This is a genomic window from Streptomyces spororaveus (genome assembly GCF_016755875.1).
Lineage (GTDB): Bacteria > Actinomycetota > Actinomycetes > Streptomycetales > Streptomycetaceae > Streptomyces > Streptomyces spororaveus.
Genome location: NZ_BNED01000005.1, coordinates 4,385,256 through 4,403,413, shown reverse-complemented (window position 1 = coordinate 4,403,413; position 18,158 = coordinate 4,385,256). Strand labels below are relative to the sequence as shown.

Annotated in this window: 17 protein-coding genes; 11 read left to right on the top strand and 6 right to left on the bottom strand. The window is 71.6% G+C overall.

Annotated elements, in window-relative coordinates; translation table 11 throughout:
• Positions 1-4: 4 nt before the first annotated feature.
• From phzG to Sspor_RS22150, 4 genes are read right to left on the bottom strand one after another with little or no spacing between them, the layout of a single operon-like run.
• On the bottom strand, positions 5-676 hold the full coding sequence (gene phzG / locus Sspor_RS22165; protein WP_237403968.1) for a phenazine biosynthesis FMN-dependent oxidase PhzG: 672 nt from the start codon (positions 674-676) through the stop codon (positions 5-7).
• A gap of 10 nt (positions 677-686) precedes the next feature.
• A complete protein-coding gene (locus tag Sspor_RS22160) occupies positions 687-1,520 on the bottom strand; it encodes a PhzF family phenazine biosynthesis protein (protein WP_202200700.1) in 834 nt (277 codons plus the stop codon).
• Positions 1,521-1,564: 44 nt separating this feature from the next.
• Positions 1,565-1,900 carry a hypothetical protein gene (locus tag Sspor_RS22155; RefSeq protein WP_202200699.1) on the bottom strand — a complete coding sequence of 112 codons (336 nt, stop codon included), beginning with the start codon at positions 1,898-1,900 and terminating at the stop codon, positions 1,565-1,567.
• Between the two features lies 1 nt (position 1,901).
• A complete protein-coding gene (locus tag Sspor_RS22150) occupies positions 1,902-2,405 on the bottom strand; it encodes a PhzA/PhzB family protein (RefSeq protein WP_272934842.1) in 504 nt (167 codons plus the stop codon).
• Positions 2,406-2,635: 230 nt separating this feature from the next.
• On the opposite strand from Sspor_RS22150, the gene Sspor_RS22145 reads away from it, so the two are divergent.
• From Sspor_RS22145 to aroC, 6 genes are all read left to right on the top strand, one after another.
• Complete coding sequence (locus tag Sspor_RS22145) at positions 2,636-3,808, top strand: 3-deoxy-7-phosphoheptulonate synthase (protein WP_202200698.1); 1,173 nt, start codon at positions 2,636-2,638, stop codon at positions 3,806-3,808.
• An 83-nt stretch (positions 3,809-3,891) separates the two neighbouring features.
• Positions 3,892-4,560, top strand: coding sequence for an isochorismatase family protein (locus tag Sspor_RS22140; RefSeq protein ID WP_202200697.1), 669 nt, complete (start codon positions 3,892-3,894; stop codon positions 4,558-4,560).
• A complete protein-coding gene (locus Sspor_RS22135; RefSeq protein WP_202200696.1) occupies positions 4,557-6,452 on the top strand; it encodes an anthranilate synthase family protein in 1,896 nt (631 codons plus the stop codon). Before Sspor_RS22140 ends, Sspor_RS22135 begins: the two co-directional genes overlap by 4 nt.
• 10 nt (positions 6,453-6,462) lie before the next feature.
• On the top strand, positions 6,463-7,746 hold the full coding sequence (aroA, locus tag Sspor_RS22130) for a 3-phosphoshikimate 1-carboxyvinyltransferase (RefSeq protein ID WP_202200695.1): 1,284 nt from the start codon (positions 6,463-6,465) through the stop codon (positions 7,744-7,746).
• Complete coding sequence (locus tag Sspor_RS22125; protein WP_202200694.1) at positions 7,743-8,984, top strand: FAD-dependent monooxygenase; 1,242 nt, start codon at positions 7,743-7,745, stop codon at positions 8,982-8,984. Before aroA ends, Sspor_RS22125 begins: the two co-directional genes overlap by 4 nt.
• Positions 8,981-10,183: a chorismate synthase gene (gene aroC, locus Sspor_RS22120; RefSeq protein WP_202200693.1), complete on the top strand. Its 1,203-nt coding sequence runs from the start codon at positions 8,981-8,983 to the stop codon at positions 10,181-10,183. Before Sspor_RS22125 ends, aroC begins: the two co-directional genes overlap by 4 nt.
• Positions 10,184-10,224: 41 nt before the next feature.
• Here the strand turns inward: aroC and Sspor_RS22115 are convergent, their stop codons facing one another.
• A complete protein-coding gene (locus tag Sspor_RS22115; RefSeq protein ID WP_202200692.1) occupies positions 10,225-11,793 on the bottom strand; it encodes an MFS transporter in 1,569 nt (522 codons plus the stop codon).
• A gap of 117 nt (positions 11,794-11,910) precedes the next feature.
• On the opposite strand from Sspor_RS22115, the gene Sspor_RS22110 reads away from it, so the two are divergent.
• Positions 11,911-12,222, top strand: a complete 312-nt coding sequence (locus Sspor_RS22110) for an ArsR/SmtB family transcription factor (protein WP_202200691.1) — start codon at positions 11,911-11,913, stop codon at positions 12,220-12,222.
• A gap of 82 nt (positions 12,223-12,304) precedes the next feature.
• Here the strand turns inward: Sspor_RS22110 and ddaH are convergent, their stop codons facing one another.
• Positions 12,305-13,171, bottom strand: coding sequence for a dimethylargininase (gene ddaH / locus Sspor_RS22105; RefSeq protein WP_030008802.1), 867 nt, complete (start codon positions 13,169-13,171; stop codon positions 12,305-12,307).
• Between the two features lie 318 nt (positions 13,172-13,489).
• Between ddaH and Sspor_RS22100 the strand changes: the two genes are divergently transcribed.
• The 4 genes from Sspor_RS22100 to Sspor_RS22085 are packed head-to-tail and all read left to right on the top strand — an operon-like array spanning position 13,490 to position 18,144.
• The gene (locus tag Sspor_RS22100) at positions 13,490-14,800 is read left to right on the top strand and encodes a lysine N(6)-hydroxylase/L-ornithine N(5)-oxygenase family protein (RefSeq protein WP_202200690.1); all 1,311 of its coding nucleotides are present in this window, start codon (positions 13,490-13,492) and stop codon (positions 14,798-14,800) included.
• A gap of 54 nt (positions 14,801-14,854) precedes the next feature.
• A complete protein-coding gene (locus Sspor_RS22095; protein WP_202200689.1) occupies positions 14,855-15,223 on the top strand; it encodes a cupin domain-containing protein in 369 nt (122 codons plus the stop codon).
• A complete protein-coding gene (locus Sspor_RS22090) occupies positions 15,220-16,839 on the top strand; it encodes a class I tRNA ligase family protein (protein ID WP_202200688.1) in 1,620 nt (539 codons plus the stop codon). The genes Sspor_RS22095 and Sspor_RS22090 overlap by 4 nt, the downstream gene beginning before the upstream one ends.
• Before the next feature lie 15 nt (positions 16,840-16,854).
• Entirely contained in the window at positions 16,855-18,144 is a 1,290-nt protein-coding gene (locus tag Sspor_RS22085) for an MFS transporter (RefSeq protein ID WP_202200687.1), read from the top strand.
• Positions 18,145-18,158: the final 14 nt, after the last annotated feature.

The window sequence follows — 18,158 nt, the reverse complement described above, 5'->3', positions numbered from 1 at the left end:
CCCTTCACGGCTGGAGCCGGCTCGGGCTCCAGCTCCGATCGGCGAGCCGGTCGTAGCGGAGCCTGCGGTGCAGCCGGTCGGAGCTCGCCGCCCAGAACTCGATGGCCGAGGGAACCAGCAGGTAGCCGACGAAGCGTTCCGGGCGCGGCAGCGGCGTACCGGCCGCTTCGAGGCGGGTGGCCGCCTCCCGCAGCGCCGCCACGTCGTCCAGCGGCTCACTCTGGTGGGCGGCCGTCGACATCGCGTGCATGGGAACCGGGCGCCCGTACCAGAGGGCGTCGGACTCGGCGTCGCCGAGCTGCTCGACCTCGCCGCTGATGCTGATCTGCTGGGCGGTCTCCCGCCAGTAGAGCAGGCCCGAGGCCCAGCCCGTCTCGGCTATCTCGCGGCCCTTCTGGCTGCTGGTGTGGCTCATGAAGACCAGGCCGCGGTCGGTCACCGCGGTGATCGCGATGATGCGGGTGGAGGCGCGGCCCCGGGCGTCGGCGGTGGCCAGCGCGAGGGCCCGCGGTTCGCGGACGCCGCGGTCGCCGGCCTGGGTGAGCCAGGTCCGCAGCAGCTCGACCGGGTCGGCCGCCGGGTTGTCGTACTCGGGGAAGTCGAGGTCGGTCTCGCCGCTGAGGGACTCGAACTTGCTGCTGTTGCCAGGGGTGCTGGTGCTGGTGATCGTGCTCACGGGAGCCTCTCTAAACGTAGATGGTGCCGCGGGCGACGACGGCGCCATGGCCGCCGACGTGCGCCGAGGTGACGGTCTCGCCCTCGCCCTCCGCGATCGCGCGCATCAGGGAGGGGCGGCCCATCTCGACCCCCTGGAGGATCTCCAGTTCCTGGCCGTACGAGGCGAGCCCGTGCCGGGCCAGGTGGATCGCGAGCGGGCCCGCCGCCGAACCGGTCGCCGCGTCCTCGACCACGCCGTACGCCGGCGAGAACATCCGGGTGCGCCAGTGCGTACCCGCCCCGGCGAAGCAGTTGGCGGCCATGTCCGGGAACGCGGACAGAGCGCGGTGGTCCGGGTGCAGGGCGGAGAGCGCCTCGACGCTCTCCAGGCCGACGAAGACGTGGCGGGGGCCGTTGCGGTAGGCGACGACCGGGGTGACGGTCTCCTCGACGCCGAGCGCGGACAGCAGCTCCTCGCTGTGCTCGTACGGCTCCCAGGTGGGAACGGGCTGCTGCATCCGTACGGCGGTGGCCCCGCCCTCGTCGGACAGCTCGAAGGGGATGACGCCCATGGCGGTCTCCAGGCGCAGCTCGTTCCGCTTCATGGTCACGCCGAGGGCGACCGCGGTGCCGAGCATGGGATGACCGGCGAACGGCAGCTCGTTGACCGGGGTGAAGATCCGGATGCGCGCGTCGCCGCCCTGCTCCGCCGGGAGGACGAAGGTGCACTCGGAGAGGTTCATCTCGCGGGCCATCTGCTGCATCCGCTCGCCCGTGAGGTCGGCGGTGTCGAAGAAGACGGCCACCGGATTTCCTTCGAGCGGCTTTCGGGCGAAGGCGTCGACCACCATGTAGTCGTGCATGGGTTCTCCTGAAGAGGTCGTGCGACGGGTCTGCCGGGCCGGCGTCACTGGGTGAATGCCGGGCCGAGGCGGTTCAGTACCGGAAGGGAGTGAATGCCCTCGACGGTGGCCTCGATGTCGAAGCGCGTCCGGTGCGTGGGCGGAAAGCCGATCAGCTCGGCCGCGCGATTGGGCGGCAGCGGCCGGTCCGTGGGGGGACCGGTCTCCCACACCATGACGGCTCCCCAGCGGTTGTTGTCCGCGTCGGCCATCCAGAACTTCAGGCGCAGCCCGGGTACGTCCGACCAGGGGTCCACGCCGCCGTCCCGCAGGTGCTCGCGCAGGGACTCGATCGTCTCCGGGGATTCCCCCAGGTCCCACCAGGCAATGTCGGCCTTCATGTCAGGTCGGAATTCCCTCGCGCTTCACCGACGGTACGGGAATTCCGAGAGCGCGCAGCTGCTGATTGGGATTCATGAACTCCCGCTCCTGCTTGATCTTCCCGTTCTCGAACTCGAAGGCGTGGATGAAGTGGTTCTTGTAGTGGCCCTCGGGGTAGCCGGGGAAGAGGATCTTCCCTTCGCCGTCGCATTCCACCCAGAAACGGTTCGGGTCCTGCGTCTCGTAGATCTCGATGTTCGTCCAGACCCAGTCGGGGAAGCACTTCAGCGACCACACCGCGTGCTGCGCGAGGGTGTCCCGGCCGCGGATGACGATCGGCTCCCCGGTGTCGGTGGTCCACAGCCCGCCGCTGCCGTCCTCGGTGAACAGCAGGTGGCGCTCAAGGCGGTCCTGACCACGAGTGTTCATGTACTGCTCGACGATCGCCCGGTTGTTGCGCCGGAGTTCCGCATCGTCGGCGAATGCCTGCGGTCGCGCGGCCTCGAACATCACTGACCTCCACATGTCTGGACACCTCTGGGGACTGATCCGCGGCATGTCCCGGGGGGCCGCCGCACGGCTGGACTCTCTTCGGGACGCCCGCGTTCCGCAACGCCGAAAGCAGAACTCCGTCAAGTCGGGACGAGAATGCGGCGGCATTTGACGGAGTACGCGGGTGAGGTTTCCGGACCCTCCACCGGGTCCGTAAGAGTCGGGGCGCGATCACGGCATCAATCCACCACGGGAGGTATCAGGTGAACAATGTCCACGCATCCCTCCGCTCGTTGCCCGCGGTTCAGCAGCCGGACTGGGAAGGCCACGCGGAACTCGCCCGGGTAAGGGAGGAACTCGCTTCCGCACCCCCGCTCGTCGACGCCGCCGACACCGACGCGCTCCGCGCGCGCCTCGCCGAGGCCGCCGCCGGCCGGGTACAGATCATCCAGTCCGGCGACTGCGCCGAGGACTGGGCCGAGAGCAACCAGAGCGACGTCGCCCGCAAGGCGGGCCTGCTGGAGGCGCTGGCGGGCATCATGAAGATGAGCTCGCACAAGCCGGTCCTGCGGGTCGGCCGGATGGCCGGGCAGTACGGCAAGCCGAGATCCAACCCCACCGAGACCGTCGGCGGCGTGGAACTCCCGGTCTACCGCGGCCACATGGTCAACGCCCCCGAGCCCGACCCCGAGCTGCGCAGGCCCGACCCGACCCGGATGCTGACGGGCTACGCCTCCTCCCGCCGCGTGCTCGACTTCCTCGGCTGGGGACGCGAGGACCGGCGCACCCGGCCCGACACCCCGGTGTGGACCAGCCACGAGGCGCTGCTGCTGGACTACGAACTGGCGATGACGCGCCCGCAGCCCGACGGACGGCTGCTGCTCACCTCCACCCACTGGCCGTGGATCGGCGAGCGCACCCGCCAGGTGGACGGCGCGCACGTCGCGCTGCTCGCCTCCGTGGCCAACCCGGTGGCCTGCAAGGTCGGCCCCGGGATGACGGCGGGTGAGCTGCTGGCACTGTGCGAGAAGCTCGACCCGGAGCGTACGCCCGGCCGTCTCACCCTGATCGCCCGCATGGGCGCCGACCTGGTGGGCGAGCGTCTGCCCGCCCTGGTCGAGGTGGTCCGCGCGGCCGGCCACCCGGTCGTCTGGCTGACCGACCCCATGCACGGCAACACCGTCACCGGCCCCGAAGGGCTCAAGACGCGGCTCGTGAAGACCGTCGTGCGGGAGGTCGTCGAATTCCAGCGCGCGGTCACCGCGGCGGGCGGCGTGGCCGGCGGCATCCACCTGGAGACCACTCCCGACGAGGTCACCGAGTGCGTCACCGACGTGGACCGGATGCACCGCCTCGGCGACAAGTACACGAGCTTCTGCGACCCGCGTCTGAACCCGGGCCAGGCGATGTCGGTGGCCTCGGCCTGGCTCGGCTGACGGGTCCGGTACCCGTACGCCGCACCGCACAGCCGTCCCGTACGTCCGCACCCATCCGGCGGACACCGAGCGAAAGGACAGCCATGGGGGGAATCCCGCCCATCGACCCTTACCCGATGCCTTCCGAGGGCGACCTTCCGGCCAACACGGCACAGTGGACGGTCGACCCGGACCGAGCGGTGCTGCTCGTCCACGACATGCAGCGCTACTTCCTGCGGCCGTTCCCGCAGGACCAGTCCCCCGGCAACGAGCTGGTGCGCAACGCCGCACTGCTGCGCGAGCAGTGTTCCGCGCTCGGTGTCCCGATCGCCTACACCGCCCAGCCCGGCGGTATGACCGACGCCGAGCGCGGTCTGCTGAAGGACTTCTGGGGTCCGGGGATGAAGGTGTCCGCCGAGGACCGCAAGGTGGTCGACGAGCTCGAACCGGGGCCGTCCGACTGGGTGTTCACCAAATGGCGGTACAGCGCCTTCTTCAAGTCGGACCTGCTGGAGCGGATGCGCGCGCACGGCCGTGACCAGCTGATCGTCTGTGGCGTGTACGCCCACGTGGGCATCCTGATGTCGGCGGTCGAGGCCTTCACCAACGACATCCAGCCGTTCCTGGTCGCGGACGCGGTGGCCGACTTCTCGCAGGAGTACCACCACATGGCGCTCGACTACGCGGCGCAGCGCTGCGCGGTGGTCACCACCGCCAAGTCGGTGCTGGCCGGCCTCACCTCGTCCACCCCGGCCACGGACGGCGGCCGATGACCGAGGACCTGCTGGGCCGGGTGCTCGCAGCACCGTCCGCCGCGTACGCCTTGCTCCACCGGCCCGAGACCACCGGCCGGGAGGTGCTCGAAGTCCTGCTCGGGGAGGTCTCCACGGTGGCGACGCTCGCCGACATCCCGGTCGCGGACGCGCCGCCCGCCGAAGGCGCCGCCGGGCGCCACGAGGTGCTCGCCGTGATTCCGTACCGCCAGATCTCCGAACGGGGCTTCGCCCATACGGACGACGGCGAACCGCTGATCACCATGACCGTCGCCGAGCAGGGCACCGTGCTGCTCGGCGACGCCCTGCGGCGGCTGCCCGACGAGCCGGTCACCCTGTCCGGTGGCCGTTTCGACGTGGACGACGACGCGTACGCCGCGATCGTGCGGGACGTCATCGAGCGGGAGATCGGCAACGGCGAGGGGGCGAACTTCGTCATCAAGCGTTCGTTCGTCGCGGACATCAGCGACTACACACCGCGCAGCGCCCTGTCGTTCTTCCGCCGGCTGCTCGAGCGCGAGTCGGGCGCGTACTGGACCTTCCTCGTCCGCGTCGCGGGCCGCACCTTCGTCGGTGCCAGCCCCGAGCGGCACGTCAGTGTGCACGGCGGCACGGCCGTGATGAACCCCATCAGCGGTACGTACCGCTACCCCGCCGCCGGACCCGACCTGCCGGGCGTGATGGCCTTCCTGGCGGACCGGAAGGAGGCGGACGAGCTCTACATGGTGGTGGACGAAGAGCTCAAGATGATGGCCCGGATCTGCGAGACGGGCGGGCGGGTCGTCGGCCCCTTCCTCAAGGAGATGGCCCGGCTCGCGCACACCGAGTACTTCATCGAGGGCAGGACGTCCCACGACGTACGGGAGATCCTGCGCGAGACGATGTTCGCGCCGACCGTCACGGGCAGCCCGCTGGAGAGCGCCTGCAAGGTGATCAACCGGTACGAGCCGGAGGGCCGCGGCTACTACAGCGGCGTCATGGCGCTGATCGGCCGGGACGAGAACGGCGGCCGCACCATGGACTCCGCCATCCTCATCCGCACCACCGACATCAGCGACGCCGGCCGGCTGAGCATCGGCGTCGGCGCGACGCTGGTCCGCCACTCCGACCCGATGAGCGAGGTCGCCGAGACCCGGGTGAAGGCGGCGGGGCTCCTGTCCGCGCTGGAGGCGGGCGGCACCGGCCGGTTCGGCGGGCACGCCCAGGTCCGCGAGGCGCTGGAGCGGCGCAACGACAGCATCGCCGGCTTCTGGCTGAGGGAGTCCGGGGAGCGGTCCGACACGGTGACCGAACTCGCCGGGCGCAGCGTGCTGATCGTCGACGCCGAGGACACCTTCACCTCGATGATCGGCCACCAGCTGATGGCCATGGGGCTGCGGGTCACGGTCAGCCGCTTCGACGAGCCGTACGACTTCGACCAGCACGATCTGGTCGTCATGGGACCGGGGCCCGGAGATCCGCGCGACACCGGCAGCCCGAAGATCGCCCATCTCCGGGCGGCGATCTCCCAACTGCTCGACGAGCGGCGGCCGTTCCTGGCCGTCTGCCTGAGTCATCAGGTCCTGTCCACGCTGATCGGTCTCGATCTCGGCCGCCGGGAGGTGCCCAACCAGGGCGTGGCGAAGGAGATCGACCTCTTCGGAGCGCGTGAACGGGTGGGCTTCTACAACACGTTCGCCGCCCGGTGCCACGAGGACGAATTCAGCCACGCGGACCTGGGCGCCGTCGAGGTCAGCCGGGACACGGCGACCGGCGAGGTCCACGCGCTGCGCGGCCGCGGCTTCGCGTCGATGCAGTTCCACGCCGAGTCGGTGCTCACCGAGGACGGTGTACGGATCGTCGCAGATCTGCTGACAGGGGTGGTGCGCTCGTGCGACCTGCAGCCGTCCTGAGCGGGGCCCGATGAGCGCCGCCCCGCTCACGGCCCGGATTCCGGGGTCCAAGAGCATCACGAACCGGGCCCTGCTGCTGGCCGCGGCGGCGCCCGGCACCAGTACCCTCCAGGACCCGCTGGTCAGCGAGGACACGGTGGCCTTCCGGGACGCGCTGACGGCCCTGGGCGTCCGCGTGTCGGAGCACGCGACGTCCTGGGAGGTGAGCGGAGCGGGGCACGGCCCGACGGGCGGAGCCCGTGTCTGGTGCGCCGACGCCGGGACGGCGGCCCGTTTCCTGCCCCCGTTCGCCGCGACGGGCCGGGGCACCTACGTCTTCGACGGATCCGGACAGCTGCGGGCCCGCCCGCTGCGTCCGCTGGCCGACGCGCTGGGCCGCCTCGGGGCGAAGGTGCGTACCGAGGGGGTCGGCGGGCTGCCGCTGCGGGTGGACGCCGACGGCCTGCGCGGCGGCGAACTGGCCGTGGACGGCGGGCTGAGCAGCCAGTTCCTGAGCGGCCTGCTGATGGCGGCGCCCCTCCTGTCCGACCCGCTGACCGTGACCGTACGGGACCTGGTCAGCCGGCCGTACATCGACATGACCCTCGCCCTGATGCGCCGCTTCGGCGCGCGCGTCGACGAAGACGCGCCCGGTGTGATCACGACCGCGGGCGGCGGCTACACGGCCACCGACCTGGTGATCGAGCCGGACGCCTCCACGGCCTCGTACTTCTTCGCGGCCGCGGCCGTCACCGGGCGCAGCGTCACCGTCCCGGGGCTCGGCCACGACAGCCTTCAGGGGGACCTCGGTTTCGTCGAGACGCTGCGCACGGCGGGTGCGCGGGTGGAGATCCGCGCGGACTCGACGACGGTCACCGGAACGGGTCCCCTGCGCGGCGGCTTCGAGGTCGACATGGGCACGATCTCGGACACGTTCATGACCCTGGCCGCGATCGCCCCGCTCGCCGACGCGCCCGTCACCATCCGCGGCATCGGGCACGCCCGGCTGAAGGAGTCGGACCGGATCGCCGCCGTCGCGGGGAACCTGGCCGCGTGCGGGGTGACCACGGAGTCGGGCCGGGACTGGCTCACGGTGCACCCGGGAGCGGAAGCGGGAACCGGCGCGGGGACGGGGGTGGTCCGGCCGGCGCGGATCGCCTGCCACCGGGACCACCGGATCGCGATGGCGTTCTCGGTGCTGGGGCTGCGCGCTCCGGGCCGCCTCACCCTCGACGATCCGGCGTGCGTGGGCAAGACGTTCCCCGGATTCCATGCCGAGTTGAACCGGCTCTTCCCCAAGGAGACCCTGACATGAGCGACGCCGATCGCGTACTGGTCGTCGGCGCGGGCATCGGCGGCCTGGCGACGGCGCTCGGCGTCGCCGCCAGGGGGCATCGCGTGACCGTCCTGGAGCGCCGGGCCGAAGTCACCGAGCCCGGCGTGGGCACGCAGCTGTCACCGAACGCCTTCCACGCACTCGACCGGATCGGGTCGGACCGGCTGGTCCGGGCGGTCCGCCGGCGGGCCGCCCTCGTCGACGAGCTGCGTTTCATGGACGCCACGACCGGTGACCGGATCGCCGGCATGCCCCTGACCGGCCGCTACCAGGAGCGCTTCGGCAACCCGTACGCGGTACTGCACCGCGGTGAACTCCACGCGGTGCTGCTGGACGCGTGCCGCGCGACCGACGGCGTCGAGCTGCTCGCCGCCGAGCCGGTCGCCTGGTACGAGCAGACCCCGGACCGGGTCACCGCCGTCACCGACTCGGGCCGCCGCTTCACCGGTTCCGCGCTGATCGCCGCCGACGGCATACGTTCCGCCGTCCGCCGCCAGCTCGTGGGCGACGGCGACCCCAGGGTCTCCGGCCACACGATCTACCACTCGGTCGTCCCCCTCGCGGGCATCGCGCGGGAGCGCCTCCCGGCCGAGCTGTCACCCGCCGCCGTGACGGCCTGGGCGGGCCCCGGCTGGCACGTCGTCCACTTCGTCCACCGCACGGCCGACGGCGCGGCGTACCTGAACCTGGGCGCCACCCACGACCACGGCGCGCCGGATGCCGCCGTCGGGCTGCCGCTGGACAAGTCCCATGTGCTGGACGAATTCCCGGAGCTGGCCGGCTCGGCCCGCGCGCTGCTGGAGCTGGGCGAGGAGTGGCGGACGTGGGTGCTCTGCGACCGCGACCCCGTCGAGCGCTGGACCGACGGCCGGGTCGCGCTGCTCGGCAACGCCGCCCACCCGATGCTGCCGTACGCGGTCCAAGGCGTGTCGATGACGCTGGAGGACGCCGCGGCGCTCGGTGAACTGCTCGACTGCGACGGACGGGAAGCACCCCGGCGCCTGGCGCGGTACGAGGCGACGCGGCGCGATCGCACGGCGAGGACCCAGCTGGTGGCCCGCGAACTGGGCACGCGGCTCTTCCACCCGGCGGGCGAGGCGGCCGCGGCACGCGACGCGATGCTGGCGGCGCTGACGGCGGACGAGCTGTACGACAAGGTCGCCTGGCTGCACGGCACACGCGACTTCACCGGCACCGTCGAAGGAGAAGGAAATTGAGCAGGCTGCGCTGGCTGACCGCGGGGGAATCGCACGGACCCGCACTGGTGGCGACGCTGGAGGGGCTGCCCGCCGGAGTGCCGGTCACGACGGAGATGGTGGCGGACCAGCTGGCCCGGCGGCGGCTGGGCCACGGACGCGGCGCGCGGATGAAGTTCGAGCGGGACGAGGTCACCTTCCTCGGGGGCGTACGGCACGGCCTCACGATGGGCTCACCGGTCGCCGTACTGGTGGGCAACACCGAGTGGCCGAAGTGGGAGCAGGTCATGGCGGCCGATCCGGTCGACCCCGCCGAACTGGCGAAGCTGGCGCGCAACGCCCCGCTGACCCGTCCCCGCCCCGGACACGCCGACCTGGCGGGCATGCAGAAGTACGGACTCGACGAGGCGCGCCCCGTCCTGGAGCGGGCGAGCGCCCGCGAGACGGCGGCCCGTGTGGCGCTGGGAGCGGTGGCGCGGTCGTACCTCAGGGAGACGGCCGGCATTGAGATCGTCTCGCACGTCGTCGAGCTCGCCTGCGCCAAAGCTCCGTACGGCGTCCGGCCGACCCCCGCCGACGAGGCGAGGCTGGACGCGGACCCGGTGCGCTGCCTGGACGCGGAGGCGTCGAAGGCGATGGTCGCCGAGATCGACCGGGCCCACCGCGACGGCGACACCCTGGGCGGCGTGGTGGAGGTGCTCGCCTACGGAGTGCCGGTCGGCCTCGGGTCCCACGTCCACTGGGACCGCCGTCTCGACGCCCGGCTCGCGGGCGCGCTGATGGGCATCCAGGCCATCAAGGGGGTCGAGGTCGGCGACGGCTTCGAGCTGGCCCGCACGCCCGGTTCGAAGGCGCACGACGAGATCGTGCCGTCCGGGGACGGCATCCGCCGTTCGTCCGGCCGCTCCGGCGGCACCGAGGGCGGGATCACCACGGGCGAGGTGCTGCGCGTACGGGCGGCGATGAAGCCGATCGCGACGGTGCCGCGCGCCCTGGCGACCGTCGACGTCACCACGGGCGAGGCGGCCCGGGCGCACCACCAGCGCTCCGACGTCTGCGCGGTCCCGGCGGCCGGCATCGTCGCCGAGACGATGGTCGCCCTCGTGCTGGCGGACGCCGTGGCGGAGAAGTTCGGCGGCGACAGCGTCACCGAGACCCGCCGCAACGTCCGGTCCTACCAGGCCGCAGTCCGCCCCCTGCTGGGCGCGCCGCGGCCGTAGGCGCCCGCCGGTGCCCGGCCCGCCGGTGCCCGGCCCGCCGGTCAGGCGGCGGCGTTCCTGGCGGAGCCGTCGCGCAGCAGGGTGGCGATCACGGCGCACAGCACGGCGCAGACCGCCGCCATCGCGCACAGGACGCTGTGGAAGGCGTGGTCGTAGGACTGGGCGAGGAAGCGGGCGAAGCCGTCGGTGTCGACCGCACCGGCCAGTTCGGTGGCCCCGGCGACGTCCCCGCCCGCCGCCCGGTCCGCGACCCGGTCAGCCCGCGCGGCGCCGGCGTATCCGCCGATGCCGTCCTCGACGCGGGTGCGGAGCACGGTCGCGAGGACCGATCCGTAGACCGCCACGGCGATGGCCTCGCTGCCGAGCCGCAGGGTGTTGAGGAAGCCGGCCGCCATACCCGCCCGGGCGGGGTCGATCAGCTCCAGCGCCTGGCCGTCGACGAGTCCCGCGCAGAGGCCCATGCCGGCGCCGGTGACGAGCATCGGCAGGGCGACGACGAGGATGGTCACGCCGGGCGAGAACAGGGTGAGCGTCAGGTCGCCGACGACCAGGCAGGCGAGGCTCACGTGGACGAGGGTGAGCGCGGGGACCCCGCGGGCGACCAGCTTCGCGGCGAGCAGCGGGCAGACCAGCACGGGCGCGGTGAGCAGCAGCATGATCAGGCCGGCGGCGCCGCTGTCGCGGCCGGTGGCCGCGGTCAGGTAGGTCGGCAGGTACGTGAGCATGGTGACGAACCCGAAGGACGCGGCGACCGGTACCAGGCAGAGCCCGACGAAGCGCCGGTCGCGCAGCAGGCCCAGGTCGAGCATGGGGTGTTCGCGGCGGTTCTCGACGGCGGCGAAGACCGCGAGGACCACGACCGCGCCCGCGAACAGCCCGAGGACGCCCGGCGCGGCCCAGCCCCACTGCGAGCCCTGCACGATGGCGGTGGTCAGCAGCACCATGGCGACGACGAACAGCGCGCTGCCCGGTACGTCGACGCGGGCCCCGCTGCCGCCGTCGTCCGGTACGGCCCTGGCAGTGGCGGGCACCGCCAGCAGCACGAGGAGCAGGGCGACCGCGTGCGCCGCGAACATCCAGCGCCAGCCGAGGCCTTGGACGAGCGCGCCTGCCAGCGAGGGACCGGCCGCCACCCCGACGCCCGCGACGGTGCCGAACAGGGCGAACGCCTTGGCGCGCCCCGGACCGTCGAACACGGTGGCGACGATCGCCGCGCCGCAGGAGAAGATCGCGGCGCCGCCGGTCCCGGCGAGCGCGCGGGTGGCGTCCAGCCACAGCACGTCGGTGGCGAGCGCGCCGCCCAGCGAGGCCACGGCGTAGACGCCGGCGCCGGCGGCGAAGGCCCTGGCCCGGCCGACGATGTCGGCGACGGAACCCCAGACGAGGGTGAAGCAGGCGAAGGCCACGTTGAAGGCGTTCACCACCCATTGCAGCGGCGCGAGGCCGGCGTGGGTGTCGGCGCCGATCCCGGGGAGGGCGACGGCCGTGCCGGAGATCGACATCGGGACGACGAACACCGCGAGGAGCACGGCGGCCAGGGTCACCGTGCGGTCCCGCCGCCCTTTCGTCCGTAACGGTGGCGCGGTCGGCGACGTGGTCTGCGTACTCATGGGGCACAACTCCAGGCTCGGCCCGGCCGGCTGACGGCCAGGTTCGGTTTTGATCGAACCTTAAGCTGACACAGGAGAGAGGTATGATGCAAACCGTACCTATGGGAGGAGGGCACGATGCCCGATGACGACGGCCACCCCTCGCCGGACGAGATGAGCCTGTTGACCGTGCTGAACGCGCTCTCCGATCCCCTGCGCTACGCCGTCGTGAGCGAGCTGCTGCGGGAACCGGCGGGCACGGCGCGCACCTGCGCCTCCTTCAACCTCCCGGTCTCGAAGTCGACGACCACCCATCACTTCCGGATCCTGCGCGAAGCCGGCCTGGTACGGCAGGTGGACCGGGGCAACAGCCGGGCGGCCACGCTGCGCCGCACGGACCTGGACCTGCGCTTCCCCGGCCTGCTCGGCCTGATCGACGCCGACCGCTGAGCGGGCGGCGGACGGGACCGGTCCGGATCTCGGCCGGAACCGTCCCCGTCACCGCCGGAGCAGCCGCGCGGTCGTGGCGCGGTCAGCGGTCGCGCAGTTCCAGCGTGCAGCACTTGACGCTGCCGCCGGCCTTGAGCAGCTCGGAGAGCTCGACCCCGATCGGCTCGAAGCCGCGCGCCCGCAGCTTGGCGTGCAGGCCGGTGGCCGCGGCGGGCAGCAGCACGTGGCGGCCGTCGGAGAAGGCGTTGAGGCCGAAGACGGCCGCGTCCTCGGCGGTGGCCAGGATCGCGGTCGGGAACATGGCGCGCAGCACGGCCTGGCTGCCCTGGGAGAAGGCGGCCGGGTAGTACATGACCTCGTCCTCGGACAGCACGGAGAGCGCCGTGTCCAGGTGGTAGTACTCCGGGTTCACCAGGGTCAGTGAGGTGACCGGGAGACCGAAGAACTCCTGCGCCTCCGCGTGGGACCGCGGGTCCGTGCGGAAGCCGGTACCGGCCAGCAGCCGGCGGCCGACGGTGAGGATGTCCCCCTCGCCCTCGTTGACGAACTCGGGCCACAGCGTGTCCGTGTAGCCGCGGCCTTCCAGCCACCGCAGGTACGCGGGCCCTTCGGCGGTGCGCTCCGCGTGCCGGAACCGGGCCCCGTAGACCTTGCCGTCGACGACGGTGGCCCCGTTGGCCGCGAACACCATGTCGGGCAGGCCCTCGATCGGGTCTATCTCCTCGACCACGTGGCCGAGTTCGAGGTACAGGTCACGCAGGCCCTCCCACTGGCTGACGGCGAGCGCGTTGTCCGTGGCGTGCTGCGGGTTCATCCACGGGTTGATCGAGTACGTGACGTCGTAGTGCCGGGGTCGGCACATCAGCAGACGTCGGCGCGTGGCGACCCGGGTGGGGCTCTCGGAACGGTAGAGGGCGCCGGCGGGGGTGATGGGCTCGGTGAGCGGCACGAGGGCTCCTTCTCATGGGGTTTCGATGGAAGCCCGGCTGCCCGAGGGATGGTTCGGCCAGCCGGATGCGTGTGACGCAACTGATCACGTGACCCCATGGAATCGGGGCCCCGCATTGACCGGAAGTAATCGCTGACACCGGCCAATCAACGCGCCCGCGAGGGCCGCCGCCGAGTTGATTGTCCGTGGCCGAGATTCCTTCCGGGCAATCGGGCGGCGCCGTGGGATGTGGACATCACCCGGGAGGCAATGCAAGGACGCGAACCGTCCTGCCTGACCGTACGAACCTGTCCACCTGTTCCATCTGGAGGTACTTCCATGGCGCATCGCAATGTCGAACTGCTCGCGGTCGGTGCAGGCCCGGCGAACCTGGCGCTGGCGGTCGCCGTCGAGGAGCTCGCACCCGAGCTGGCCGGTGACACCCTGCTGATCGAGCGCGAGCAGGACATCGTGTGGCAGCGGGGCATGCTGCTGCCCGACGCGCTCAGCCAGGTGTCCTTCCTCAAGGACCTGGTCACCATGCGCAATCCGACCAGCAGATTCTCCTTCGTCAATTTCCTGCACGCCCAGAAACGCCTCGACGCTTTCGTCAACCTCGCGAGTTTCGTCCCCTACCGCAGCGAGATATCCGAATACCTGCAGTGGGTCGCCGATGAACTGGAGACGGTGCAGGTCGAATACGGCCGCGAATGCGCCGGCGTCGAGGCGGTGACGGGCGACGGCGGAGAGCTGGACGGCTGGCTGGTCACCCTGGCCGACGGCGACACCATCGGCTGCCGCTACCTCGTGATCGGCGCGGGCCGTGACGCCCACGTCCCCGCCGTGTTCGACGGTCTGCCGGCCGAGCGCGTCATCCACAGCACCCAGTACACGCAGCGCATCGCCGACGTCCGGGCCGACCTGCCGCACCGCGTCGCGGTGATCGGCGGCGCGCAGAGCGCGGCCGAGCTGTTCGGCGCCGCGTTGCGGGACCTGCCCGAGTGCAAGCCGACGATGATCATGCGTTCCATCGGTCTGAACGGCTACGAGAGCAGCAAGTTCACCAACGAGCTCTACTACACGTCCTTCATCGACGAGTTCTACGACTCCTCGCCCGAGGCCCGCCGGCAGCTCCTCGGCGAGATGTACCGCTCCAACTACGGCGGTCTCTCCCCCGCCACCCTGGACGGCCTGTACCGGCAGTTCTACCAGGACCGCCGCTCCGGCCAGGAGCGCCTGGCACTGCACCCCATGACGGACGTGACCGGCGCCCGCATGGACGGCGACGAGGTGGTCCTGACCCTCGTCGACCGCAAGTCGGGAGCCGAGCGGGAGATGCGCACGGACCTGGTGCTCCTGGGCACCGGCTTCGTCCGCGAGATGCCGTGGGCGGTCAAGGCCCTCGCGCAGTCGATCGGTCTCGACGAGATCAACGTGAGCCGTCACTACCGGCTCGACCTGGGCCGCCCGGCGACCGCCGCCTGCTACCTGCAGGGCGTCAACGAGGCCACCCACGGCATCGCCGACTCGCTGCTCAGCGTGCTCGCGGGCCGCTCCGCCGAGATCACCCAGGACATCCTGGCGCACCGCCTGGCCCGCTCCGCGGAGGTCCCGGCCCCGCGGGAGTTCGCCTTCGCCGGCGCGGTCTGAGACCCGCGCACCCCTCACGAGCCGTACCCGTCCGACGAGGAGAGACCGAAGCACATGCTCACCCAGCCACTCGACCGTGAAGGACTGACGCACGAGAACGGGCTCGACGCGCAGCGGCTGCTGCCCTGGCCCGAGCTCAACGCCCCCTTCGAGGGGTCCTGGTGCGTGATCCGGCCCGGCACCGCATCGACGGCCCACGCCCACCACGAGTACGAGATCTTCATCGCCGTCGCCGGCTCCGCCGTCCTGGAGTCGCAGGGCGTCCGCAAGCCCTTCACGACCGGGGACATCGTGCACTTCACCCCGGGCATCGACCACCGGGTGATCAACGAGTCTGACGAGGACTTCGAGATGTACAGCGTCTGGTGGGACCTCGACATGACGCAGCGGTTCGCAGCCCGCCACGAAGGAGCCCAGGCATGACACGCCGTACGGTCATCATCGCGCCGCCGCCGACCCCGAACGGGGACCTGCACACCGGCCACCTGGCGGGCCCGTACCTGGCGGGCGACGTGTACGCGCGCTACCTGCGGGCCTCGGACCGGCCGGTGATCTTCACCAGCGGCACCGACGACAGCCAGACCTACGTGGTGGCCAGCGCCGCCCGGGCCGGTCTGACCCCGGAGGAACTGGCCCTGCGCTCCGCCACGCAGATCCGCGCCACCCTGGAGGCGGCCGGCGTCTCCGTCGACGGCTTCGCCCCCTTCGACAAGGGCTACCGCCAGACCGTCATCGACTTCGTCACCGACCTCCACAGCGAGGGGGCCTTCCGGCTCAGGACGGTGCTGCTGCCGTACGTCGAGGCCACCGGCGAGTACCTGATGGAGGGCCTGGTCGCCGGCGACTGCCCGGTGTGCCTCGTGGAGAGCCGCGGCGGACTCTGCGAGTCCTGCGGCCACCCCAACAACTTCGACGAGCTGCTGCGCCCCCGCTCCACCGTCGATCCGGACGCCGTGGTCACCCACCGCGAGGCGCAGATCCTCGTCCTGCCGATGGAGGAGTACCGGGACCGCCTCGCCGACTACTACGTCCGGCACCGCGACGTGCTGCGCCCGCACACCGCGCAGCTGGTCCGGGAGGCGCTGGACCGGCCGCTGCCGGACTTCCCGATCACCTACCCCACCGCGTGGGGCATCCCGGCGCCGTTCACCGAGACCCCGGGCCAGGTCCTCAACGCCTGGGCCGAGGGCATGGCCGCCTCGATGTACTGCACCTGGTACGCGGCCGAGCAGCTCGGCGAGCACGCCGACCGCTTCGACGAGCACTGGCTGTCCGAGCACGGCATCGACCTCGTGTACTTCCTCGGCTTCGACAACGTCTACTTCTGGGGCATGACGCACCTGGCCCTGCTGATGGCGCACGGCGACCGGTACGTCGAGCCGCACGCCATCGTGTCGAACGAGTTCTACGAACTGGAGAACCAGAAGTTCTCCACAAGCAAAGGCCACGTGGTGTGGGCCGCCGATCTGGTGGCCGAGGTACCGCGCGACCTGGTGCGCTTCTACCTGGCGCTCACCGCGCCGGAGCACTCCCGTACGAACTTCAGCCGTGAGGCGCTCGACAGCCTGTCGAGCTCCCGGCTGGTCGATCCGTGGAACCACCTCGCGGGCCGGCTCCAGGAGCTGCTCGCCACGACTCCGGCCGGCGCGCTGCTGCCCGTCTCCGACACCGGTGCCCGGGAAGCGGGGATCGTCGTCGAGCGGTTCCGCTCCCACTACGAGCTGGAGAGCTTCAGCCTGCACCGGGCCGCGGACCTGATCGTCGTGCACCTCGACCGCTTGCTGAAGCAGGCGGACCGGGTGGCGGCGGACGCCCCGGCCGACCTGGGCGACCTGGTCCTCGCCGTGCGGACGCTGACCGCGTGCGCGGCTCCGCTGCTCGTGGACCTCGCGGCCCGGGCCGAGCGGGCCGGCGCCGATCTGAGCCTGCCGGCCGGCGCCTTCCCCGCCGACCCCGTCGCCCCGCTGCGACTCCCCCTCCTGTCCACCGTGGTCGGGGCGTTCGCGCCCGTGGCCGAGCCGGCCGACATCCGAGCCTGACCTCCGAGGAGCACTGTGTCCACGATCGCCCCGCCCCGTCCCAATCGGGCAGAACGACTGCTCATCCCCGCGACCTTCATCACCAACCTGGGCAACGGCATCCAGCTCACCGCCGCCTCGTACCTGGTCTTCACCGAGGCCAACACCATGCTCGCGGTCAGCTGGCTGATGATCGCCGTCACCATCCCGCAGGTGGCGCTGTCCCTGTTCTTCGGCAAGCTCGCCGACCGCTTCGACCGCCGCACCCTGGCGATGGTGTCCGACCTGGCCAGCGCGGCCGCCGCGATCGGCCTGCCGGTCTGGCTGGCCCTCGGAGGCAACCCCTCGACCGTCAGCTACGTGGCCAGCTTCGTCCTGTCGATCTCCGCGGCCCTCTTCTTCCCGGCCAGCAACGCCCTGATCAAGGAGCGCATCCCGGAGTCCCGGCTCGCCCAGTTCAACGGCAACGCCGAGATCGCCATCCAGGGCGGCACGCTCGCCTCGGCGGCCCTCGGCGGCTGGGTGATCGTCTGGGTCGGCACCACGTCGCTCTTCTACTTCAACGCGATCACGTTCCTGCTCTCCGCCGCCCTGCTGTTCTTCATCGGCCGCCGCCCGGCCGGCCAGGGCACCAGCGCCCCGGAGGCCGCGGCCAAGGCCGCCGCGACGGTCGCCGCGTCCGGTTCCCGCCCGCCGCTCGCCCGGCTCGCGCTGCTCTACATCATCGGCAACATCGTCATCATCGTCGGCAACAGCATCATGCTGGTCCTGGTCATCGAGGGCTTCAAGTCCAACGCCGGCTACCTCGGCATCGTCGACGCCCTGTTCGGCATCGGTGCGCTCTTCGCGGCCTGGGCCTTCAAGAAGATCAGCTCCAAGGCCACCGTGCTGAAGACGGCCCTGATCGGCTACCTCGCCTTCGCGGTGCTCCTGTCCCTGGAGTCCGTCCACCTCTACGCGATGATGGCCGTCATCCCCTTCGCCGCCATCGCCTTCTGCGTGGCCCGCATCTCGGCCCGCACCGCCCTGATGAGCGCGGCCCCCGAGGAGAAGACGGGCTTCGTCTTCGGCGCCACCAACGCCTTCGGACTCGCGGCCGGCACCACCGCCGTCGTCCTGATCTCGCTGCTGGTCGACTCCACCAACGTGAAGAACGGCTTCTACGCCCTCTCCGCCCTGGTCGTCGTCATCGCCACCCTCACCGTCGTCTCGCTCCGCAAGCACGACCGTGAGGTCGCCGCCGCCGAGTCCGCCGCCGCCGAGATCGTGTCCGAGCCGGCCGCCGAGGTCACCGAAGCCGCCGAGCCTGTCCCGGCCAAGGTCTGAGGGGAGAGGCACCG

Bases quoted from the DNA above. Each gene is read 5' to 3' on its own strand.
- Sspor_RS22160 (WP_202200700.1), bottom strand. From the start codon at position 1,520: ATGCACGACTACATGGTGGTCGACGCCTTCGCCCGAAAGCCGCTCGAA.
- Sspor_RS22155 (WP_202200699.1), bottom strand. From the start codon at position 1,900: ATGAAGGCCGACATTGCCTGGTGGGACCTGGGGGAATCCCCGGAGACG.
- Sspor_RS22150 (WP_272934842.1), bottom strand. From the start codon at position 2,405: ATGTGGAGGTCAGTGATGTTCGAGGCCGCGCGACCGCAGGCATTCGCC.
- Sspor_RS22140 (WP_202200697.1), top strand. From the start codon at position 3,892: ATGGGGGGAATCCCGCCCATCGACCCTTACCCGATGCCTTCCGAGGGC.
- Sspor_RS22135 (WP_202200696.1), top strand. From the start codon at position 4,557: ATGACCGAGGACCTGCTGGGCCGGGTGCTCGCAGCACCGTCCGCCGCG.
- aroA (WP_202200695.1), top strand. From the start codon at position 6,463: ATGAGCGCCGCCCCGCTCACGGCCCGGATTCCGGGGTCCAAGAGCATC.
- Sspor_RS22125 (WP_202200694.1), top strand. From the start codon at position 7,743: ATGAGCGACGCCGATCGCGTACTGGTCGTCGGCGCGGGCATCGGCGGC.
- Sspor_RS22115 (WP_202200692.1), bottom strand. From the start codon at position 11,793: ATGAGTACGCAGACCACGTCGCCGACCGCGCCACCGTTACGGACGAAA.
- Sspor_RS22110 (WP_202200691.1), top strand. From the start codon at position 11,911: ATGCCCGATGACGACGGCCACCCCTCGCCGGACGAGATGAGCCTGTTG.
- Sspor_RS22100 (WP_202200690.1), top strand. From the start codon at position 13,490: ATGGCGCATCGCAATGTCGAACTGCTCGCGGTCGGTGCAGGCCCGGCG.
- Sspor_RS22095 (WP_202200689.1), top strand. From the start codon at position 14,855: ATGCTCACCCAGCCACTCGACCGTGAAGGACTGACGCACGAGAACGGG.
- Sspor_RS22090 (WP_202200688.1), top strand. From the start codon at position 15,220: ATGACACGCCGTACGGTCATCATCGCGCCGCCGCCGACCCCGAACGGG.